The sequence below is a fragment of the Microbacterium sp. BG28 genome (assembly GCF_034044005.1).
GTDB lineage: Bacteria > Actinomycetota > Actinomycetes > Actinomycetales > Microbacteriaceae > Microbacterium.
The window spans coordinates 333,733-352,624 of sequence record NZ_JAXCHA010000001.1 but is presented as its reverse complement, the minus strand read 5'-3'; the positions used below and the strand labels follow the sequence as shown (position 1 = coordinate 352,624).

At 69.3% G+C, this 18,892-nt stretch carries 23 protein-coding genes; 14 read left to right on the top strand and 9 right to left on the bottom strand.

The features are described 5' to 3' along the window. The first annotated feature begins 9 nt into the window (after positions 1-9). Positions 10-705 (top strand): alpha/beta hydrolase, encoded by a 696-nt coding sequence (locus tag SK224_RS01785; RefSeq protein ID WP_320433123.1) that lies wholly within the window; start codon positions 10-12, stop codon positions 703-705. 3 nt (positions 706-708) lie between these two features. On the opposite strand, the gene SK224_RS01780 is transcribed toward SK224_RS01785, so the two are convergent. The 3 genes from SK224_RS01780 to SK224_RS01770 form a co-directional block, all read right to left on the bottom strand. Then, positions 709-1,380 carry a potassium channel family protein gene (locus SK224_RS01780; protein WP_137417935.1) on the bottom strand — a complete coding sequence of 224 codons (672 nt, stop codon included), beginning with the start codon at positions 1,378-1,380 and terminating at the stop codon, positions 709-711. A gap of 50 nt (positions 1,381-1,430) precedes the next feature. Continuing rightward, positions 1,431-2,234: a response regulator transcription factor gene (locus SK224_RS01775; RefSeq protein ID WP_320433122.1), complete on the bottom strand. Its 804-nt coding sequence runs from the start codon at positions 2,232-2,234 to the stop codon at positions 1,431-1,433. Positions 2,235-2,333: 99 nt separating this feature from the next. Further along, complete coding sequence (locus tag SK224_RS01770) at positions 2,334-3,776, bottom strand: TrkH family potassium uptake protein (protein ID WP_320433121.1); 1,443 nt, start codon at positions 3,774-3,776, stop codon at positions 2,334-2,336. A gap of 87 nt (positions 3,777-3,863) precedes the next feature. On the opposite strand from SK224_RS01770, the gene SK224_RS01765 reads away from it, so the two are divergent. From SK224_RS01765 to SK224_RS01740, 6 genes are all read left to right on the top strand, one after another. Continuing rightward, on the top strand, positions 3,864-4,268 hold the full coding sequence (locus tag SK224_RS01765) for an ArsR/SmtB family transcription factor (protein WP_243233648.1): 405 nt from the start codon (positions 3,864-3,866) through the stop codon (positions 4,266-4,268). An 89-nt stretch (positions 4,269-4,357) separates the two neighbouring features. Beyond that, positions 4,358-4,549 (top strand): helix-turn-helix domain-containing protein, encoded by a 192-nt coding sequence (locus SK224_RS01760; protein ID WP_137417931.1) that lies wholly within the window; start codon positions 4,358-4,360, stop codon positions 4,547-4,549. An 82-nt stretch (positions 4,550-4,631) separates the two neighbouring features. Then, complete coding sequence (locus SK224_RS01755; protein WP_003792170.1) at positions 4,632-4,730, top strand: 30S ribosomal protein bS22; 99 nt, start codon at positions 4,632-4,634, stop codon at positions 4,728-4,730. A gap of 65 nt (positions 4,731-4,795) precedes the next feature. After that, the gene (locus SK224_RS01750; protein ID WP_137417930.1) at positions 4,796-5,089 is read left to right on the top strand and encodes a rhodanese-like domain-containing protein; all 294 of its coding nucleotides are present in this window, start codon (positions 4,796-4,798) and stop codon (positions 5,087-5,089) included. 22 nt (positions 5,090-5,111) lie between these two features. Then, positions 5,112-5,399, top strand: coding sequence for a glutaredoxin family protein (locus tag SK224_RS01745; protein ID WP_413816748.1), 288 nt, complete (start codon positions 5,112-5,114; stop codon positions 5,397-5,399). Then, positions 5,396-5,695 (top strand): Dabb family protein, encoded by a 300-nt coding sequence (locus SK224_RS01740; RefSeq protein WP_320433119.1) that lies wholly within the window; start codon positions 5,396-5,398, stop codon positions 5,693-5,695. Before SK224_RS01745 ends, SK224_RS01740 begins: the two co-directional genes overlap by 4 nt. Here the strand turns inward: SK224_RS01740 and SK224_RS01735 are convergent. The 6 genes from SK224_RS01735 to aspS all read right to left on the bottom strand — a co-directional run bounded on the left by SK224_RS01735 (position 5,644) and on the right by aspS (position 12,503). Beyond that, complete coding sequence (locus SK224_RS01735; protein WP_320433118.1) at positions 5,644-6,858, bottom strand: mechanosensitive ion channel family protein; 1,215 nt, start codon at positions 6,856-6,858, stop codon at positions 5,644-5,646. The genes SK224_RS01740 and SK224_RS01735 overlap by 52 nt on opposite strands. Positions 6,859-6,974: 116 nt before the next feature. After that, positions 6,975-8,081: an ABC transporter ATP-binding protein gene (locus SK224_RS01730; protein WP_320433117.1), complete on the bottom strand. Its 1,107-nt coding sequence runs from the start codon at positions 8,079-8,081 to the stop codon at positions 6,975-6,977. After that, entirely contained in the window at positions 8,078-8,881 is an 804-nt protein-coding gene (locus SK224_RS01725; protein ID WP_320433116.1) for an ABC transporter permease, read from the bottom strand. The genes SK224_RS01730 and SK224_RS01725 overlap by 4 nt, the downstream gene beginning before the upstream one ends. Next, entirely contained in the window at positions 8,878-9,714 is an 837-nt protein-coding gene (locus tag SK224_RS01720) for an ABC transporter permease (RefSeq protein WP_320433781.1), read from the bottom strand. Before SK224_RS01720 ends, SK224_RS01725 begins: the two co-directional genes overlap by 4 nt. A 92-nt stretch (positions 9,715-9,806) precedes the next feature. Further along, entirely contained in the window at positions 9,807-10,943 is a 1,137-nt protein-coding gene (locus SK224_RS01715) for an ABC transporter substrate-binding protein (RefSeq protein ID WP_320433115.1), read from the bottom strand. Positions 10,944-11,159: 216 nt separating this feature from the next. Next, positions 11,160-12,503 carry an aspartate--tRNA(Asn) ligase gene (aspS, locus tag SK224_RS01710; protein WP_320433114.1) on the bottom strand — a complete coding sequence of 448 codons (1,344 nt, stop codon included), beginning with the start codon at positions 12,501-12,503 and terminating at the stop codon, positions 11,160-11,162. Positions 12,504-12,549: 46 nt separating this feature from the next. Here aspS and SK224_RS01705 point away from each other — a divergent pair, with 46 nt between their 5' ends. From SK224_RS01705 to ccsB, 7 genes are all read left to right on the top strand, one after another. Further along, positions 12,550-13,047: a DUF6264 family protein gene (locus tag SK224_RS01705; protein ID WP_320433113.1), complete on the top strand. Its 498-nt coding sequence runs from the start codon at positions 12,550-12,552 to the stop codon at positions 13,045-13,047. Between the two features lie 114 nt (positions 13,048-13,161). Further along, complete coding sequence (locus tag SK224_RS01700; RefSeq protein ID WP_320433112.1) at positions 13,162-13,842, top strand: DedA family protein; 681 nt, start codon at positions 13,162-13,164, stop codon at positions 13,840-13,842. 56 nt (positions 13,843-13,898) lie between these two features. Beyond that, positions 13,899-14,528, top strand: coding sequence for a histidine phosphatase family protein (locus tag SK224_RS01695; RefSeq protein ID WP_320433111.1), 630 nt, complete (start codon positions 13,899-13,901; stop codon positions 14,526-14,528). Next, positions 14,525-15,133, top strand: a complete 609-nt coding sequence (locus SK224_RS01690; RefSeq protein ID WP_320433110.1) for a TlpA disulfide reductase family protein — start codon at positions 14,525-14,527, stop codon at positions 15,131-15,133. Before SK224_RS01695 ends, SK224_RS01690 begins: the two co-directional genes overlap by 4 nt. Next, positions 15,130-15,864 (top strand): cytochrome c biogenesis CcdA family protein, encoded by a 735-nt coding sequence (locus SK224_RS01685; RefSeq protein WP_320433109.1) that lies wholly within the window; start codon positions 15,130-15,132, stop codon positions 15,862-15,864. The genes SK224_RS01690 and SK224_RS01685 overlap by 4 nt, the downstream gene beginning before the upstream one ends. Then, a complete protein-coding gene (locus SK224_RS01680) occupies positions 15,845-17,644 on the top strand; it encodes a cytochrome c biogenesis protein ResB (RefSeq protein ID WP_320433108.1) in 1,800 nt (599 codons plus the stop codon). The genes SK224_RS01685 and SK224_RS01680 overlap by 20 nt, the downstream gene beginning before the upstream one ends. 4 nt (positions 17,645-17,648) lie before the next feature. Continuing rightward, positions 17,649-18,659 carry a c-type cytochrome biogenesis protein CcsB gene (ccsB, locus tag SK224_RS01675; protein ID WP_320433107.1) on the top strand — a complete coding sequence of 337 codons (1,011 nt, stop codon included), beginning with the start codon at positions 17,649-17,651 and terminating at the stop codon, positions 18,657-18,659. Positions 18,660-18,892: the final 233 nt, after the last annotated feature.

Below are 18,892 nucleotides of genomic sequence, written 5' to 3'. Positions count from 1 at the left end.
GAGACGACGATGTCCGTACGACCGACCCTGCTCCTGGTCCACGGCGCCTGGCACGGCGCCTGGTGCTGGGACGGACTCATCCGCGTGTTGACAGAGCGGGGATGGGACGTGCGCGCTATCGATCTCCCGACCGTGCACGCGCCGCACAAGGAGGGGCTCGGGATGCAGGACGACGCGGATGCGGTTCGCGCGGCGATCGACGCCATTGCCGGTCCTGTCGTCGTGGTCGCCCATTCCTACGGCGGCGTCCCGGTGACGCAGGGGGCCGACGCGCCGAACGTGCAGCACATCGTCTACGTCGCGGCGTTCGCGCTCGACGCGGGAGAGTCGTTGCTCGCCGCGGTCGGCGGGGTCGAGCCCGACTGGTGGCACGTCGACGGGCTGCTCGCGACCGCCGGTGACGAGCTCCGTCCGCCACGGGAACTCTTCTTCGCCGATGTCTCGCCCGATGCGGCCGCCGCCGCGAGCGCCAGGCTTCTGCCCCAGGCCGTGCGCTCGTTCCACGATCCGGTCACGTCGGTGGCCTGGCGGAGCAAGGAGACGACCTACGTCATCACCGAGCAGGATGCGATCTTCCCGCTGCCAGCCCAGGAGGCGCTGGCCGCGCGGTCGGGTTCCGCCGCGCCTCGGCTCGACACGAGCCACTCCCCGTTTCTCTCACAGCCCGACGCGCTGGCCGACATCATCGAGCTCGCCGCCGGCTGAGTCTCAGCGGTCGAGGGAGGCGAAACGCTCGATGTCGCTGTTCGTCCCCGAGACGATGATGAGGTCGTGGTTGGTGACGACCGTGTTGGCCTCGGCGTAGCGGAACGGCTTGCCGGGGCTCTTCACCCCGACGACCGTCACCTTGTACTTGGTACGCACGCCGGACTCGTTGAGGCCCACACCGCGGATGAAGCGCGGCGGGTACATCTTCGCGAGCACGAAGTCGTCGTCGAAGCGGATGAAGTCCAGCATCCGACCGCTCACCAGGTGCGCGACGCGCTCGCCGGCCTCGCGCTCCGGGTAGATGACATGGTTCGCGCCGACGCGGGCGAGAATCTTGCCGTGCGACTGCGACACGGCCTTCGCCCAGATCTGCGGGACCTTCAGGTCGACGAGGTTCGCAGTGATCAGCACGGATGCCTCGATGGACGAACCGACGGCGACGACCGCCACCTGGAAGTCCGCGGCGCCCACCTGCGTGAGCGCCTCGATGTTGCGCGCATCCGCCTGCACCGTGTGGGTGACCCGCTCCGACCACTTCTGCACCAGATCGAGGTTGTCATCGATCGCCAGCACCTCGCGATCCAGGCGGTCGAGCTCGCCCGCACAGGCGGCGCCGAAGCGACCGAGGCCGATCACGAGCACGGGGGCGTCGTTGCGGAGCTTCTCAACCATGGGCAACAGATTACGGCGATCGCTCCGCCCGCATCGACCGGGCTGCCGATTCAGATCGCGCCGGGGCGGATGACTCCCCGTTCATACGCGTAGACGATCAGCTCGCTGCGCGAGCTCAGCCCGAGCTTTGCGAGCGCGGAACTGAGGTGGGACTTCACCGTGGCTTCGGAGACCACGAGCTGGGCGGCGACGGCGCTGTTGGAGAGTCCGCGCGCGACGAGGCGGAACACCTCGCGTTCGCGCGCCGAGAGACCTTCGAGGCTCTCGTCTGGCACGGCCGGAGCCGCGGGTTGCGCCGCTGACGTGTTCCGCTGACGGCGGCTTCCCGCGCGCCAGAGGGCGACGGTTGCCGCAAGAGCCAGCGCGGACCACCAGGCCATGTTCTGCGCCGCCTCGACCGACGACCAGGACTTGCCGTGGATCGTCCCTTCCACGCCGGAAAACGACAGTGCGGGCACGGTCAGAAGCGCGACGACGACGAGCGCCCCGGTGAGCAGGGCGCACAGGAGGGCGCGTCGGCGCTCGCCCACACGCCCCGCCACGACGTATGCCACGGGGAGCAGCATCAGGTAGGCCGTCCATGCGGTCTGACTGAAGCGCGCCGGCCAGAAGAAGAGCTGGGCGGCGAGGACGAGGCCGATCAGCGCCAGGCTCCATGACGGTCGCCACCGCGTCAGCGCGAGCGCGAGGGCCAGACCGATCGCGCAGAGCAGCCCATAGGGGCTCGTCGTGAACGTCTCATCCCGCATGGGCACGGCGTACGTGAGAAGCCGTGGGCTCTCCCTTGCGAGCCACGCGCCGAACGCCACGGCGGCGACGATCGGCAGGAGCAGATGGGGAAGCAGCTTCGGCATGCCCTCACGGTAGGCGACGGGCGAGCGCGTGAAGAAGGCGCCCGGCGGGGTTTCGACCCTTCGTCGGAGGGCGTCATCCGAACGGATGAGCAGTATCGTTCAGCCGACGATGGGGCGCTCGACCGGCAGCGAGTAGAGCTGGGAGCGGGAGGATGCGGCCACCGCCGCCGCCAGGGTCACGGTGCCGACGCGGCCCATGAACATCGTGGCCGCCAGCACGTACACCGCCGGATCCGGCAGATCGCTGGTGAGCCCCGTCGACAGCCCGACCGTCGCGAAGCCCGACACGACGTCGAACAGCACCTTGTCCACATCCGCCTTCGTGATCTGGGCGATGGTGATCGTGGAAAGGGCGACGATCGTCGCGCCCCACGCCACGACCGAGAGCGCGACGCGCTGCACGTCGCTCGGGATGCGGCGGCCGAACGCCTGCACCGAAGGACGGCCCTTGGCCTCCGACCAGACGCTGAGGGCGAGCACCGCGAGGGTCGTGACCTTGATGCCGCCCGCCGTCGATGCCGACCCGCCGCCGACGAACATGAGCATGGACCCGACCAGCAGCGAGGAGCCGTGGAGGTCGCCGATCTCGACGACGGAGAAGCCGCCCGAGCGTGTCATCGCCGACAGGAAGAACGACTGGAAGGTCGTGTCCCACGCATCCATCCCGCCGAAGGTCAGCGGATTGTCGTACTCCAGACTCACGAACACCACGGCCCCGGCGAAGAACAGGATGACGGTCGTGATGAGCGTGAGTTTGGTGTGCAGCGACCAGTGGCGCACGTGCCACTGATGCCGCCACAGGGTGAAGATCACGGGGAAGCCGATGGACCCCAGGAACACGCCGATCATCAGCACCGTCATGAACAGGTAGTCGTGCGAGAACGGTGCGAGACCGTCGGCGTTGGGGGTGAATCCGGTGTTCGTGAACGACATCGCGGCGAAGTAGGGCGCCTCCCAAAGAGCCGTGATCGGATCGACTCCCCCGGCGAGCAGCGACGGGTACAGCAGGATCGCGAGACCCGCCTCGATGACGAGGGTGGAGAGGGCGACGGTGCGAAGAAGCGCACCGACCTCGCCGAGGCGCACGGTCTGCCCCTCGTTCACGGGGCCGCCGTGCACACGCATGGGGTTGCTGTCGCCGGCAGCGATGAGCTTCGCGCGCAGCCCAAGCCGGCGGGAGATGATGAGCCCGAGGATCGAGGCGAGGGTCAGCACGCCGAGCGCACCGACGTTGACGCCGATGTAGATCACGACCTGACCGAGCGGCGACCAGTGCGAGCCCATGTTGACCGTCGACAGGCCCGTCACGCAGATGGTGGACACGGCGGTGAACAGGGCGTCCGCGAGCGGGGTGGCCCGGCCGTTCGCCGCCATCGCGGGCAGCGACAGGAGCGCCGTGAACAGCAGGATCAGACCCGAGAAGATCAGGACCGCGAAGCGGGCGGGCGACGAGGTCGTGAAGGTCTTGGCGGCGTCGCTGATGCGCTCCCACGCGGCGCTGAGCCGACGCCGCGTCGCCGAGCTCGCGGAGTCGGACGTCATCCGTGGGACCCTTCGGAGATGCGGAGTGGTCTGCGACCGGAACCCGTGTCATGGTACTCCGCTCGGCGCCCGACTAACCTAAGGCGCATGGCGGACATCTTCGGCGTGATCGCGGACGCGACCCGGCGCGACATCCTGCGCCTTCTGCTGGATCGTTCGGCATCCGGTGAAGACGGCACGAGCGTCTCGCACATCGTGAGCGAGCTGGGCGTGAGCCAGCCGACGGTGTCGAAGCACCTCAAGGTGCTCCGCGAGAGCGACCTCGTTTCGGTGCGCGAAGAGGGGCAGCACCGCTACTACAGTCTCTCCCGCGAGCCGCTCGACGAGATCGACGCGTGGCTCATGCCCTTCCTCACGGAGGACGAGGATGCGACGGCCGCGTTCGTCTCGACGCTGCCGGAACCGGCCGCGAACGCGGCTGCGGCCGTCGGTCGCGCGGCCGCATCCGTCAACCGCGCTGTCGCGGCGGCGTTCGGCAAGCGCGGTCGCTGACGACCGCCACGGTCGTCACGCGCGTCACTCCGGTTTACACGCGTCTATGCCTCGCCCTAGAGTGTGCTGAACACCGGGGAGGATGGGACATGGCCGAGTTGCCCGATGTGCGCTTTCTCACCGTCGCCGAAGTGGCGCAGATCATGCGCGTGTCGAAGATGACGGTGTACCGTCTCGTCCACGCGGGCGAACTGCCCGCCGTGCGCTTCGGGCGCAGCTATCGGGTGCCCGAATCCGCCGTCACAGAGGCCGTGCAGCGGCCGATCGCCGACGTCGGCTAGACTTATCCGAGGCATTTTTTCGGTGCCTCGTTCCCGGGAGCAGGTCATCCTGCGCCCAGACCGCCAACCAGTGAGGTTTTCCGTGGGTTCTGTCATCAAGAAGCGCCGCAAGCGCATGGCGAAGAAGAAGCACCGCAAGCTGCTTCGCAAGACTCGCCACCAGCGCCGCAACAAGAAGTAAGCGGCATCGACACAAGCGCCTGTCCCCTGGACGGGCGCTTCGTGTCTGCGGTCTAGCCTGGTGATATGAATTCGATCACGGTGCAGCAGCTGCGCGAGCGCGAGGGCGTTCCTCTCATCGACGTGCGAGAGGTGGAGGAGTTCGCCTCCGGCCACGTCCCCGGCGCGGTCAACGTTCCCATGTCGACCATCGGCGACAATCTCGATCGCCTGCCCGAGGGCCCTTTCGACGTCATCTGCCAGATGGGCGGTCGCTCGGCGCGTGTCGTGCAGGCGCTCGAAGCCCGCGGATACGAGGCCACGAACGTCGACGGCGGCACGGGAGAGTGGATCGCTGCGGGTTACCCGGTCGAGTCCTGAGGTCGTATACCCGATTTAGGATGTGAGCGTGAGAACGATCACGCTCATCGGCAAAGAAGGCTGCCACCTCTGCGACGTCGCGCGCGGGGTGATCGAGCATGTGCTCGCCGAACTCCCCGACGAGGCGGCCGACCGCATCCAGCTCGAGGAGAAGTCCATCCTCGACGACGCGGCGCTGCACCGGCAGTGGGCCGAGAAGATCCCGGTCGTCCTGATCGATGACGACCTGCACGCGTACTGGCGTGTGAACCCCGAGCGGCTGCGTACCGCCGTCGAGGACGCCACCCGCCCCGAAGGAGCATCACTGTGACCATCCGCCACATCGTCGCTTGGAAACTCGCCGCGACCGACGCCGATCAGCGCGTCGAAGACGCCGCCGGCATCACCACGCGGCTTCTCGCCCTCGATGGCGTCGTGCCCAGCATCCGCGCGATCTCCGTGGGGCCGGATGTGCTCGGTGGCGAGAACTGGGACGTGGCCATCGTCGCCGACTTCGACGACGTCGACGGTCTGCGCGAGTACATCGACCACCCCGCCCACCAGGAGGTCGTCACCTACGTGCGCTCGGTGGTCTCCTCTCGCGTCGCGGTGGACTTCGAGCTCTGAGCATGCTCGTCCCCGCCTGAGACGACGGGGATCGCCTGCGTGAAGGTGTCGGCGCGAGCCTCGGCCTCGGCGCTGCCGGTGAACAGTCCCGCATCCTGGGGGGTCGGTTCGTGCGTCTGCGCGGCCGGACCGCCCGGCTCCGTCATGAGCACCCGCTGGACGGGCAGAGCCGTGGGCATGGCGGCCTGCGTCCACGTGACCATCGCCTCCCGCACGAGGCAACGCAGGTCGAACAGCGTCGGAGCGTCCCGCGCGGTCACGAGGATGCGCACGCGCACGTAGCCGCCGGTGGCCTCGGTCACCTGGAGCACGCTGGCGCGGCCGTCCCAGAGGTCGGTGTGCGCGAGCACCTCGTCGAGGTGTTCCCGCATCCGGGCGGGGGAGACGCGCCAGTCCAGGTCGAGTTCGACGGCGCCGAGCAGCTCGGAGCCCCGACGGGTCCAGTTCTGGAACGGCGTGGTCGTGAAGTACGTGCACGGCAGCACGAGCCTGCGCTCATCCCACAGATCCAGCACGACGTAGCTGAGGGTGATCTCGCCCACGCGGCCCCACTCGCCCTCGACGACGACCACGTCATCGACGCGCAGGGCGTCGCTGAACACGATCTGCAGGCCGGCGAAGATGTTGGCCAGCACCGACTGCGCCGCGAGTCCCGCGACGATCGAGGCGATACCCGCAGAGGCCAGCACGCTGGCGCCCACCGCACGGACAGCGGGGAAGGTGAGCAGCGCCGCGCCGATGGCGAGCACGACGATCAGCACGATCGCAAGGCGCTTCACGATCAAGGTCTGGGTGCGGATGCGGCGAGCGAGCCGGTTGTCGGGCACATCGATGCGGTAGCGGCCCAGGGTGAGATCCGTGGTGAAGGCCACGAGAGCACCCAAGAGCCACGCCGTGGCGCCGATGACGAGGATCGTGAATGCCTGGTCGAGCAGCGGACGCCAATCGCGGAGCGGGAAAGCCGCCGTCACAGCGATCCACGTCGCGACGAGGAAGGCGAGCGCGCGAAACGGTGCACGCGCGCGGCGCACGAGGCCACTCGGCCAGGACTTGCGGCGCCCGGTCAGCCGGGTGGAGACGGTCGCCGCGACCGTCACCAGGGCGGCGGCGACGAGGGCGATGGCCAGGATCAGGGCGAACTGCGCCCAGGGGTTGTCGAGCATGGTCCTCCTTCGGGTCCGACCACGCTACGGGGCGCGGCCGAACCCGCCGCTCGACTCGACAGCCGGTGCCGGCTCGGGTGATACTTCGTGCCCGCGCCTGCGCGTCGGGCGCTGGGTCAGTCGCGCGGACGCGTGGCGACCGCCACCGGATCGAGGGCGATCCGCACCGCGTCGCCGTACTGTACGCGCTCGCCGGCGTCGTGCTGCACGTTCAGCATGGTGCCGTCCGCCGTGCGCACGACCGATCGCCGGAAGCTGCCCAGGAACGTGCTCTCCTGCACGGTTGCGTCGATGCCGGGGGCATCGGATGCGGTGAAGCGCACGTTCTCAGGGCGCACGAACACGTCGACCGGGCCTGCAGTCGCCAGCGTCTGCAGCGGCAGACGCTGGTCCCAGACGTCCACGAAGTCGCCGACGACGGTGCCCGGCACCAGGCTCGACACACCGACGAACGCCGCCACCTGCGCCGTGGCGGGCCTCAGATACAGCTCTTCCGGCGTACCGATCTGGTCGATGCGGCCCGCGTTCATCACGGCGATGCGGTCGGACACCGCGAGCGCCTCCTCCTGATCGTGCGTCACGAACACCGTGGTGATCCCGAGGCGCAACTGGATGCGGCGGATCTCGTCGCGCAGCTGTACGCGCACCTTCGCATCGAGCGCCGACAGCGGCTCGTCGAGCAGCAGCACCCGCGGCTCGGTCACGAGTGCACGCGCGAGCGCGACACGCTGCTGCTGGCCGCCCGAGAGCTGGTGCGGGAAGCGGTCGGCGAGATGGCCGAGGCCGACGAGGTCGAGCGCGTCCCCCGCGCGCCGCGCGGCCTCGGTCTTGCCGACGCCGCGACGACGCAGGCCGAAGGCGGTGTTCTCGAGCACCCGCAGATGCGGGAAGAGCGAGTACGACTGGAACACCATGCCGATGTCGCGCTTGTTCGTGGGGACGCCCGATACATCGTGTCCCGCGAGGAGCACGGCTCCGTCGGTGGCGCGCTCGAGGCCGCCGAGGACACGCAACGCGGTGGTCTTGCCGCAGCCCGACGGGCCCAGCAGCGACACGAACTCGCCGGGGGCGATGTCGAGGTCGACGCCGTGCAGCACGCGCGTCGCGCCGTAGTCCTTGACGACGCCGCGGAACTGCACGCGGGTGCCCGAGCCCGCCTCCGCGAGCAGCATGTTGTCAGAGGTCGAGGGGAGCCCCCGCAGCGGGGTGTCTGCCGTGGTCATGAGTTCTTCCTTCCGGCGCCCAGGCGTCCGGCCCGGCCGATGATGAGCAGCAGCACGAACGCGAAGGCGAGTGCCAGCAGAGTGAAGATGGCGGCGGCCCACGCATCCTGTCGGTTGATGAGGACGAGTGCCGTCTGCAGCACCTGGCGGTTCAGCAGCGAGGCGATCGTGAACTCGCCGAGTACGACGGCGACCGAGATGAGGGATGCGGCGAGCAGCCCCTGTCGGAGGTTGGGAACGATGACGCGCACGAGCACGGAGAACCATCCCGCACCGAGGGTACGTGCGGCCTCGGACAGCGTCTTGATGTCGATCGCGTCGATCGAGGCCTGGATCGAGCGGTATGTGAACGGCAGCACGAGCACGCCGTACGCGAAGGCGAGTGTCCACGCCCCCGTGCCGAGAGTGCGGCCGATCTGCAGGTAGATCGGGGCGAGGCCGACGACCAGCACGATCGCGGGGATCGAGATCGGCAGCAGGGCCAGGAACTCGAAGCCGCGACGCAGCTGCGGGAACTTCAGGGCGACGAGCACCATTGTCGGCGTGAACAGGAACAGCACGAGGGCGACGGTGACCGCCGCGAGTGAGAGCGAGTTGCCGAGGCCCGTCCAGATCGGGGCGTACTTCGCGGCGTTCGCGGGATCGAAGACGGCCAGCCACCGCGTCGGGGTGAGGGCGTCGGTGCCGGGCAGCGGCGCGAGCGTGAACAGCACCGTCGCGGCGAACGGCACGGCGAAGACGACACCGACGACGATGCCGATGATCCAGCGGGTGAGGGGGGAGGGGGCGAAGGTCTTCACGCCTGCCACCTCGCTGCCCGACGCTGGATGAGGGCGTACACACCCATCACGACGGCGACGACCACGATCATGCCGAACGCCAGGGCACCCGCGAGGTTCTCGCGTCCGAGCAGGGTCTCGCTCGTGAGCGCCGTGCGGATCTGCAGCGGCACGATCTGCGAGCCCTGGCTCGCCAGCGCCGCGGCCGTCGCGTACGAGGAGAACGCGTTCGCGAACAGGAGCAGGAGGCTCGCGAGGAAGGACGGCGCGAGCACCGGCAAACCGATATGCAGCCAGAAACTGCGCGGCGTGCCGCCGAGGGTCTGGTGGGCCTCGGCCCACTGGGGCTTCAGCGCCGCGAGCGCCGGCATGAAGGTGATGATCATGAGCGGCACCTGGAAAACGATGTACGCCGGGATGAGGCCGGGGACGGAATAGATCCAGGCGCCGTCGGCGTACGGGTCGATGCCGAGCACGTTCTTCAGCAGCAGCGTGACGACCCCCTGCGTCCCGATGGCGGCGACCATGACGAAGGCGAGCATGACGCCGCCGAACTGCGCGAGGACGCCGGACGCCGCATCCACCGTGCTGCGCACGAAGCCGGTCTCGGGAAGCCCCAGCATCGCGTAGCAGACGATCGCGCCCACGATCGCGCCCAGTACCGCCGTAAGCAGCGACACCCAGGTCGAGTTCCAGAAGGTCATGAGGATGACGGGGTCGCCGAGTGCCGCGATGTTGTCGAGCGTGAACGCGCCGCGAGCATCGAAGAGCCCCGAGCCGACGGCGAGCACGGTGGGCAGGGCGAGGAAGAGGGCGATGTATGCCGCGAACGGAGCAAGGCCGAGCCAGGACAGGTCACGGGCGGCGCCCCGGCGCCGGGAAGCCTGGGGCTCCTCGGCGCCGGGGCGCGCGTCCTGCGTGTCGCGGTCGGCCACGACGGATGCGGTCACGAGACGGCCGAGGCCCACTTCTCACCGAGCAGGGTGCCGGCGTCGGTGCTCTGCTGCTCGGTCGGCACGACGGTCTTGTCGGGCGTCGCGGGCAGGGACGCGGCCAGCTTCTCGTCGAGCGTTCCGGCGGTCTGCATGGCGTCCATGCGGGCCGGGCGTGCGCCGCCGGCGAGCCACAGGTTCTGCACCTCGTCGCTGTAGAGGAACTCCTGCCACAGGCGCGCCGCTGCCGGGTGCGGGGCGTTCTTGTTGATCGCCTGGTTGTAGTAGCCGGCGTATCCTGTGCCGTCGAAGACGACGACCTTCCAGTTGGGGTTGCTCTGGTTGTGGGTCGCGTTGAGGTAGTCCCAGTCGAAGACGACGGGCGTCTCACCGCTGGCCACGGTCGCGCTGGTCACGTCGAGCTTCAGCATGTTGCCGGCGGCGTTCAGCTTGCTGAAGAAGTCGATGCCGGGCTGGTAGTCGTCGAGCGTCCCGCCGGACTGCACCGTGGCCATGCCCACCGCGGCGAAGGCCGCGCCGGCCTGCGTCGGATCGCCGTTGATGGCGACCGCGCCGCGGTACTCGTCGCCGAGCAGGTCGTCGAGACTCTTCGGGGCGGGGAAACGCGACGAGTCGTAGCCGACCGACATGTATCCGCCGTAGTCGCCGACGAACAGGCCCGTCGGCTCCTTGAGGGCGTCGGGGATGTCGTCCCAGGTCTGCACCTTGTAGGGCGCGAACGACGCCGTGTTCTGCAGGGCGACGGTGAGTCCCAGATCGAACACGTCGGGGGCGGTGTCCAGGCCCTCGTTGGTCTTCGCGGCCTGGATCTCCTCGGCGCTGGAGATGTCGGGCGACTGCTCCTCGACGGAGATCTCCGGGTAGCGCTGGGTGAACAGATCGATGATCTCGCCGTAGTTGGCCCAGTCGCGGGGCAGGGCGATCACGTTGAGTTTGCCCTCGGCCTTCGCCGCGGCCTCGAGGTCGGCGAAGGTGCCGAAGTCGTCGACACTCGTGGCGGACTGGGCCTTCGAGGAGTCGTCGGAGGAGGCCTCGGCGGTGCCGGCGCAGCCGGCGAGGGCGACGGCAGCGATCGCCGTCAGAGCGATCCCGGCTGCGGCGCGGCCGCGGCGAGTGGAGCGGATGGTCATGCGGATTCCTCTCGGGTAGTTCGATGCGGCCGCGCGCGAGGGGCGCGACACATCGGGACGAGAGGAAGGTATGAGGGGGCGGTGACGGGGGCCGACAGCAGCGGTGAACGGGTCGTGTACGCAGCGTGGCGAGTACGGTGGGCCGCCGCATCCGGCGCATCTGCTCACCTGCGTCGCAACTCGGGCACCCGGGAGGGGGCCGAGAGCGGCGGCGGATCAGGGGGCGAGGCGCGTGGGCCCGCGGAAGAGGAAGGTCACCTCACGGATCGAGTCCTGGCCGAGCATGAGCATCAGCACGCGGGCAAGGCCCATGCCGAAGCCGCCGTGGGGCGGGATGCCGTAGCGGAAGAAGTCGAGGTAGTGCTCGAGGCCCTCGAGCGACAACCCCTTCTCCAGCGCCTGCGCCTCGAGCACCTCGATGCGGTGCTCGCGCTGCGCGCCCGTCGTGATCTCGGTGCCGTTGAACAGCAGGTCGTAGCTGTTCGTGAGCCCGGTCTCGGCGTTGCGCATGTGGTAGAACGGCCGGATCTCGGGGTGGTAGTCCGTGATGAACACGAACTGGTGGTCGTACGTCTCGCGCACGTGCGCGGAGATCTGACGCTCGCCCTCCGGGTCGAGGTCGCCGTCGGTGCGCGGGATGTCGTAGCCGCGCGCCTTCACGATCTCGCGCGCCTCGGCGAGCGGGATGCGGGGGAACGGGAGCGCCGGCACGACGACGTCGATGTCGAACAGCTCCTTGATCTCGTCGCCGTGCTTCTCCTTCACCGCGGTGAAGGCGGCCACCAGCAGCTCCTCCTGCATCGCGGCGACATCCTCGTAGGAGTCGATCCACGACAGCTCGGCGTCGACAGAGGTGAACTCGGTCGCGTGGCGGCTGGTGAAGCTGGGGTCGGCGCGGAACACGTCGCCGATCTCGAACACCTTGCCGAAGCCGGCGGCCTGCGCCATCTGCTTGAAGTGCTGCGGGCTCTGCGCCAGGTACGCCGTCTGGTCGCCGAAGTACTCGAGCGCGAACAGCTCCGCGTTGCCCTCGGCGGGCGTGGACATGAGCTTGGGAGAGTGGATCTCGACGTAGTCGTGCTCCACCCAGTAGGTGCGCATGGCGTGCTCGAGGGTCGTCTGGATGCGGAAGATCAGGTTGTTGCGGCGCTGACGCAGGTCGATGAAGCGCCAGTCCATGCGCTTGTCGAGGCCGCTGTCGGCGGCGATGGGCGTCTCCGGCAGGGCGGCCGCCGCGATCTCCAGCGACGCGATCTTGATCTCGACGCCGCCGAGCTTGACGCGCTCGTCGTGCTTGAGCTCGCCGGTCACCGTCAGGAACGTTCCGGTCGCGAGGTTGGAGATCGTCTCGGTCAGCGCGAGCGCCGCAGCCTGCTCGGCCGTCGCGTCCTCGCCGAGCTCCCGGGTCGCGGGGTTCACGAGCTGAACCGCCCCGGTCTCGTCGCGCAGGATGACGAACTGCACCTTCTTCTGATCGCGGACGGTCTCGACCCATCCGGACACCGAGACACCTCCCGCGGGAAGGGACTTCAGCTGCTTGACCAGAACGCGTTCACTCACGAGAGAGCAGTCTACGGGCCGGGCCCGGCGCCCGTACGATGGCCGCGTGAGCAGTGAGCGCCCCGGCGAGGAACCCGCGATCTTCCGCTTGCCGCCCGAGTCGTTCCGCGTCGGCTCCGACCGGGCCCCGGCCGCCGTCCGTCCGGAGCCGGCTCCGCGCCCGCAGCGTCCCGCCCCGCAGCCGCCGGGCGACACGGGGCGCACCACGCCGCGTCGGCGGCGGAAGGCGTGGGACATCGTCCTCACGATCGTGCTGCTGGTCGCGAACGCCACGGTTGCGACCGTTGCATCGACGCTCGCTCTCCTGCTGGCCTCTTCCTCCACCGGATGCGGTGCTGACGGCCGCGTGTGCCGCACGGCACTGCTCCAGGGCGGAGCGTGGACCATGTTCACGGTGCCGTGGATCGTCTTCGCGCTGACCGCGTTCTTCGCTGTGCTGCTGCTCGTCGTGCGTCGCCGCGCCTTCTGGGTTCCGCTGGCGGGAACCGTCCTCGCCGCGGTGAGCTGGCTCGTGGGCGCCGTCCTGCTGTGGGCCGCCGTCTGACGCTGCGGTGATGAGGCCGCGGGCGATCTCACAGCCGCGGTTCACCGGCGGGGGATACCGTGTGCGCGACGCACGACATCCTTCGCCCGATCACCGAGAGTCTCGAGGACCCCGATGACCCAGGTCGCTCTGCCTGTCCGCGCCTCGTCGAACGAGTCCTGGTTGAGTCAGCTGATGGATGCGCTGGTCGGGCTGATGGAGTGGATCGGCCCCATCGGCGCCGGAATCGCGATCGCTCTGGAGAGCGTCTTCCCGCCGCTGCCGAGCGAGGCGATCCTCCCGATGGCGGGGGTCACGGCCAGTCGCGGCGGGTTCACGCTCGCCGAAGCGCTCCTGTGGACGACGGCGGGCTCCGTGGTGGGTGCGCTCGCTCTCTACGGCATCGGCGCCTGGCTCGGCATCGAGCGGTTGCGCCGGGTGGCGGCGAAGGTGCCGCTGCTGCATCCCGAAGACATCGACCGCACGGTCGCCTGGTTCCGCAAGCACGGCGGCAAGGCCGTCTTCTTCGGGCGGATGGTGCCGCTGTTCCGCAGCTTCATCTCGATTCCCGCGGGCGTGACCCGCATGCCGCTGTGGCGCTTCGTGCTGCTGACGGCCGCGGGCAGCCTGCTGTGGAACGCGATCTTCGTGCTCGCCGGCTACTTCCTCGGCGAGTCGTGGCACATCGTCGAGCAGTACGCGGAGGTGTTCCAGGTGATCGTCATCGTGGGCGTCGCCGCGGGTATCGCGTGGTTCGTGTTCGCCCGGGTGCGGTCGCTGCTCGCGCACCGACGCCGCGTGGGCGCCCGCGACTGACCGCTACCAGCTGACGCTCAGTCTCTTCATATCCGGCATCCACGTAAAATCGGGGGGTGCCCGCCGAACGCCTCCACCTCGTGCGCCATGGCGAGGTCCACAATCCCGACCGTGTCCTCTACGGTCGGCTGCCCGAATTCCGGCTGAGCGCGGCGGGCCGTCGCATGGCGCGCCAGGCCGCCGAGCACGTGCGGGCCGAGGGGCGTCCCGTCACCGCGCTGGTCTGCTCGCCGTTGCAGCGCACGCGCGAGTCGGCAGAGCCGTTCACCGAACTCTTCGGTTTCGAGCCGGTCGTCGAGCCCGACGTGATCGAGCCGTGGAACGTGTTCGAAGGCAAGCGGATGCGGCGGGCCCTCGCCAACCCCCTGAACTGGCGTCACGTGACGCGTCCTTCCGTCCCGAGCTGGGGCGAGCCCTACGCCGAGGTCGTCGCGCGGATGCAGCGGGCCATGGCGAAGCTGTGGAACGCGGTCCCCGCGGGCGACATCGTCATCGTCAGCCACCAGCTACCCATCTGGGTGACCCACCTCGCGATCGCGGGTCTCCCGTTGCGGCACGACCCGCGCGCCCGGCGCTGCGCGCTGTCGAGCGTGACGAGCTTCGAGGGCGGTCCGGGAGCCTGGCGCGAGATCGCCTATGCGGAGCCCGCATCCGCCGAAGGCGCCGTCGATGTAGGAGCAGTATGAGATTCCGTCCCCGTCGCCTCGCCGCAGCCCTGATCGCCGGCGCGCTCGCGGTCAGCCTCGCCGCCTGCTCGGCCAACGACTCCCTCGCCGACCAGTACCGGGAGGGCTCGAACAAGGGCTACATCGGCGCCGACGGCGTGCCGATCGTCGAGACCCCGCCGGCGGAGCGTTCCGATCCCATCGTGTTCACGGGGGTGAGCGACAGCGGCAAGACGGTGACGAACGAGGACTACGCCGGCCAGGTTCTCGTCGTGAACTTCTGGTACGCCGCGTGCGGTCCGTGCATCGTCGAGGCCCCACGCTTGGAGAAGTCGTACGAGGACCTCCAGGGTGAGAACGTGTCGTTCCTCGGCATCAACACCTACGACCAGGCGCCCACGGCCGCATCCTTCGCCAAGGACAACGGCATCAGCTACCCGAGCCTGATGGCGGTCGACGACAGCAAGCTCAAGCTGTCCTTCGCCGACGCCACGCCGCTCACCGCGACGCCGACGACCCTCGTGCTCGACAAGCAGGGCCGGGTCGCCGCGCGCATCGTCGGCGAGCTCGGCGACGCCTCGATCCTCACCACGCTCGTGCGCGACGCCCTCAAGGAGGGTTCGTGACCGGCATCGTCGCCGAAGGAGCGCTCTGGGTCGCGATCCCGCTGGCGCTCGCCGCGGGGCTCGTCTCTTTCCTCTCGCCCTGCGTGCTCCCGCTCGTGCCCGGCTACCTCGGCTTCCTCGGCGGGGCGGCGGGCACCGCATCCGGTCGCAAGGGTCGCGGGCGCCTGCTGCTGAGCGTCCTGCTGTTCATCGCCGGGTTCACGGCGGTCTTCATGGCGATGACGGTGCTGGGCGGCTCGCTCGGTCGGTTCTTCCTGGAGTACTCCGACATCATCACGCGCGTGCTCGGTGCGGTCGTGATCATCATGGGGCTCATCTTCATCGGCCTGTTCGGCTTCGCGCAGCGCACCTTCAAGCCCAACGTCCGCGGCAACCTGGGGCTCGTTGGTGCGCCCCTGCTCGGCCTCGCCCTCGGCATCGGCTGGGCGCCGTGCATCGGACCCACGCTCGCGACGATCCTCGCGCTGTCGTGGAACATGGGCGACCCCGGCCGCGCCGCAGTTCTCGGACTCGCGTACTCGCTCGGGCTCGGCATCCCCTTCCTCCTCCTGGCGGCCGGCTTCGGCTGGGCCAGCAGGTCGGTGTCGTTCCTGCGCCGCCACATCCGTTCCATCAACATCTTCGGCGGCGTCCTGCTCATCGTTCTCGGTGTGCTGATGGTCACCGGCGTCTGGAGCTCACTCATGTCGCAGTTGCAGGGGGTGCTGGTCAATGTCCCGCTCCCCATCTGATCGAGCCGACGTCTCCGAGCCGCTCCGGCCCTCGGACCACGTCGACGGCCGCCCCGCTCCGGCCCGCGACGACGATGTGACGTCGCCGCGCCTCGGGCCGATCGAGTGGCTGCGGTGGGGATGGCGGCAGCTGACCAGCATGCGCACGGCCCTCGTGCTGCTGCTGCTGCTGGCGATCGCGGCGGTTCCCGGCTCGATCTTCCCGCAGCGCTCTGCCGACCCGAACGGTGTGACGCAGTTCCGCGCCGACAACCCGGACCTCTTCCCGGTGCTCGACTGGTTCAAGCTGTTCGACGTCTACAGCTCGCCGTGGTTCTCGGCGATCTACATCCTGCTGTTCATCTCGCTCATCGGATGCGTCATCCCGCGCACGCGGCACCACTGGAAGGCGTTGCGCGCGCGTCCGCCGCGCACTCCCGCGCGTCTGTCGCGCCTCGACGACCACCGCGAGGTCCTGGTGTGCCTGCCCGAGGGCACGGATACCGCCGCAGCGGCGGAGGACGCGATCGCCTCGGCGTCGGCGCAGCTGCGCACCGCCCGCTACCGTGTCGAGCGCTACGACGGCCGCGGCGCGCTGTCGGTGTCGGCCGAGCGCGGATACCTCCGCGAGACGGGCAACCTGCTCTTCCACATCGCCCTCGTGGGTGTGCTCATCGCGGTGGGCGTCGGCGGCGCGCTGACCTACACCGGTCAGCGGGCCATGGTGCAGGGGACGAGCTTCGTGAACGCGCTGACGGACTATTCGTCCTTCAACCCGGGACGCTTCGTCGACGCCGACCAGCTCTCGCCGTACTCGATCACGCTCAACAAGTTCGACGTGACCTATCAGCCCTCAGGCACGGCGGCAGCCGGGCAGGCCGGCGACTTCGTGGCGCACGTGACCACCCAGCTGCCGGGCCAGGACCCGCAGGACGGCGAGGTGCGCGTCAACCACCCGCTCGACATCGCGGGGGACCGCGTGTACCTGATGGGCAACGGCTACGCGCCGATCGTCACGGTGCGCGACGCCGACGGCGACGTCGTGTTCCGCGACGCCGTGCCCTTCCTGCCCCAGAACAACAACATGACCTCGCTCGGCGTGGTCAAGATCGCCGACGGCATGCCGCAGCAGCTCGGTCTCGTCGGGTTCTTCTATCCGACCGCGCAGCCGCTGGACACCGGTGCGTACACCTCGGTCTACCCCGATCTGATCTATCCCGTGCTGAGTCTCGACGTCTACGAGGGTGACCTCGGAATCGACGACGGCACGCCCCGCTCGGTCTACACCCTGGATCCGACCGGGATGACGAAGCTCACCGGCATCGGCACGGACACCTCCTCGATCCAGCTGCTTCCGGGACAGACGACCGATCTGCCCAACGGCCTCGGCACGATCACGTTCGAGAACGCGGCCGACCCGAGTCAGAACGAGGTCACAGACGGCACGCTGGACTCTGGCTCGCCGGGCGCCGACTACTCCCAGGCCGTGCCGCGGTTCGTCTCGCTCTCCATCCACCACGACGTCGGCGCACCGTGGGTGCTGCTTTTCGCGGTGATCGCGCTCGCCGCGCTCCTGCTGGCGCTGTTCGTGCCCCGCCGACGGATGTGGGTGAAGGTCACCCCGCGCGAAGGCGCGCTGCTGATCGAGTACGCGGGCCTTGCGCGCGGGGAGGACCCGCAGATCGCCGTCGCGGTCGACCAACTCGCCGATCGACACGGACGTGCCTTCGCCGAGGCGGCGGAGGGCGAGATCATCGACGCGAATCGGCCGTCCGCCGACGCAGACCCGAAAGTAGACTGACCCCATGCCCGAACAGCTCTCGCTCGACGCGGTCTCGCTGCTCACCGTCTGGACCGCGGTCGCGATCTACGCCCTCGCGTTCATCGCGTACACGATCGACCTCGCCCGCCGCTCCGCCGACGCCGTCGACCGGCAGGATGCCCGCGTGCGCGAGCGCGAGCTCGTCGGCGCCGGTGGCGAGACGATCTCGCAGGTGCGTGCGAGCGAAGAGCGCGCCGCCGCATCCCTCTCGGCACGTGGACGCGACCGCTCGCGTCCGGTGTGGGCGCGCATCGGTACATCGCTGACGTGGCTCGCGTTCCTCTTCCACGTGACCGGAGCGGTGCTGCGCGGCATCGCCGCCGAGCGGGTGCCGTGGTCGAACATGTACGAGTTCGCTCTGACGGGCACGGTGCTCATCGTGGCCGTGTATCTGGGCGTGCTGTTCCGCTACGACCTGCGCTTCCTGGGCGCGTTCATCACCGGGCTCGTCGCCGTGTTGATGGGCTGGGCGACGCTCCTCCACGTCGACGTCGTGCCCCTGGCCGACCCGCTGAAGAGCGTCTGGCTCGTGGTGCACGTGTTCGTCGCTTCACTGGCGACAGCCTTCTTCGCGCTCGCGTTCGCGCTCTCGGTGACCCAGCTGCTGCAGGCGCGACGTGAGCGCAAGGCCGCCGCCGCCGACGCCAAGACCGGCCCGCGGTTCCTCCGCATCCTCCCCGGTGCCGACGCGCTCGAGTCGCTCGCCTATCGCTTCGCGATCGTGGGCTTCATCTTCTGGACCTTCACCCTCATCGCCGGTTCCATCTGGGCCAACGACGCGTGGGGGCGGTATTGGGGCTTCGACACCAAAGAGGTGTGGACCTTCGTGATCTGGGTGCTCTACGCCGGCTACATCCACGCGCGCGCCACGCGCGGGTGGCGCGGCACGCGGTCGGCGTGGCTGTCGATCATCGGGTTCAGCGCCGTGATGTTCAACTTCACGATCGTGAACCTCTTCTTCAAGGGCCTGCACGTCTACAGCGGCCTCAGCTGATCCGCATCCCTGCACCTCGTGCCCCGGCGCCTTCGGGCTGCCGGGGCACGAGGTGCAGGCGGCCGGGCGGCCGCATCCGGCTCCGGTTCCGGTTCCGGCGTCCGGCGCATCCGCGCGTCGGGGCTCATCCGCGCGTCGGAGAAGTGGCCGGATCTCGGAGGATGCGGCGTCGATCCTCCGACGGAAGTGCGTTTCTCCGACCGGGGGCCCGGCCGGTCCGGGTCGCCGCCCGC

Excerpts from the sequence above, each read along its gene's own strand:
- SK224_RS01785 (WP_320433123.1), top strand. The coding sequence starts at position 10 with ATGTCCGTACGACCGACCCTGCTCCTGGTCCACGGCGCCTGGCACGGC.
- SK224_RS01780 (WP_137417935.1), bottom strand. The coding sequence starts at position 1,380 with ATGGTTGAGAAGCTCCGCAACGACGCCCCCGTGCTCGTGATCGGCCTC.
- SK224_RS01775 (WP_320433122.1), bottom strand. The coding sequence starts at position 2,234 with ATGCCGAAGCTGCTTCCCCATCTGCTCCTGCCGATCGTCGCCGCCGTG.
- SK224_RS01770 (WP_320433121.1), bottom strand. The coding sequence starts at position 3,776 with ATGACGTCCGACTCCGCGAGCTCGGCGACGCGGCGTCGGCTCAGCGCC.
- SK224_RS01765 (WP_243233648.1), top strand. The coding sequence starts at position 3,864 with ATGGCGGACATCTTCGGCGTGATCGCGGACGCGACCCGGCGCGACATC.
- SK224_RS01760 (WP_137417931.1), top strand. The coding sequence starts at position 4,358 with ATGGCCGAGTTGCCCGATGTGCGCTTTCTCACCGTCGCCGAAGTGGCG.
- SK224_RS01750 (WP_137417930.1), top strand. The coding sequence starts at position 4,796 with ATGAATTCGATCACGGTGCAGCAGCTGCGCGAGCGCGAGGGCGTTCCT.
- SK224_RS01735 (WP_320433118.1), bottom strand. The coding sequence starts at position 6,858 with ATGCTCGACAACCCCTGGGCGCAGTTCGCCCTGATCCTGGCCATCGCC.
- SK224_RS01730 (WP_320433117.1), bottom strand. The coding sequence starts at position 8,081 with ATGACCACGGCAGACACCCCGCTGCGGGGGCTCCCCTCGACCTCTGAC.
- SK224_RS01715 (WP_320433115.1), bottom strand. The coding sequence starts at position 10,943 with ATGACCATCCGCTCCACTCGCCGCGGCCGCGCCGCAGCCGGGATCGCT.
- SK224_RS01700 (WP_320433112.1), top strand. The coding sequence starts at position 13,162 with ATGACCCAGGTCGCTCTGCCTGTCCGCGCCTCGTCGAACGAGTCCTGG.
- SK224_RS01690 (WP_320433110.1), top strand. The coding sequence starts at position 14,525 with ATGAGATTCCGTCCCCGTCGCCTCGCCGCAGCCCTGATCGCCGGCGCG.
- SK224_RS01680 (WP_320433108.1), top strand. The coding sequence starts at position 15,845 with ATGTCCCGCTCCCCATCTGATCGAGCCGACGTCTCCGAGCCGCTCCGG.
- ccsB (WP_320433107.1), top strand. The coding sequence starts at position 17,649 with ATGCCCGAACAGCTCTCGCTCGACGCGGTCTCGCTGCTCACCGTCTGG.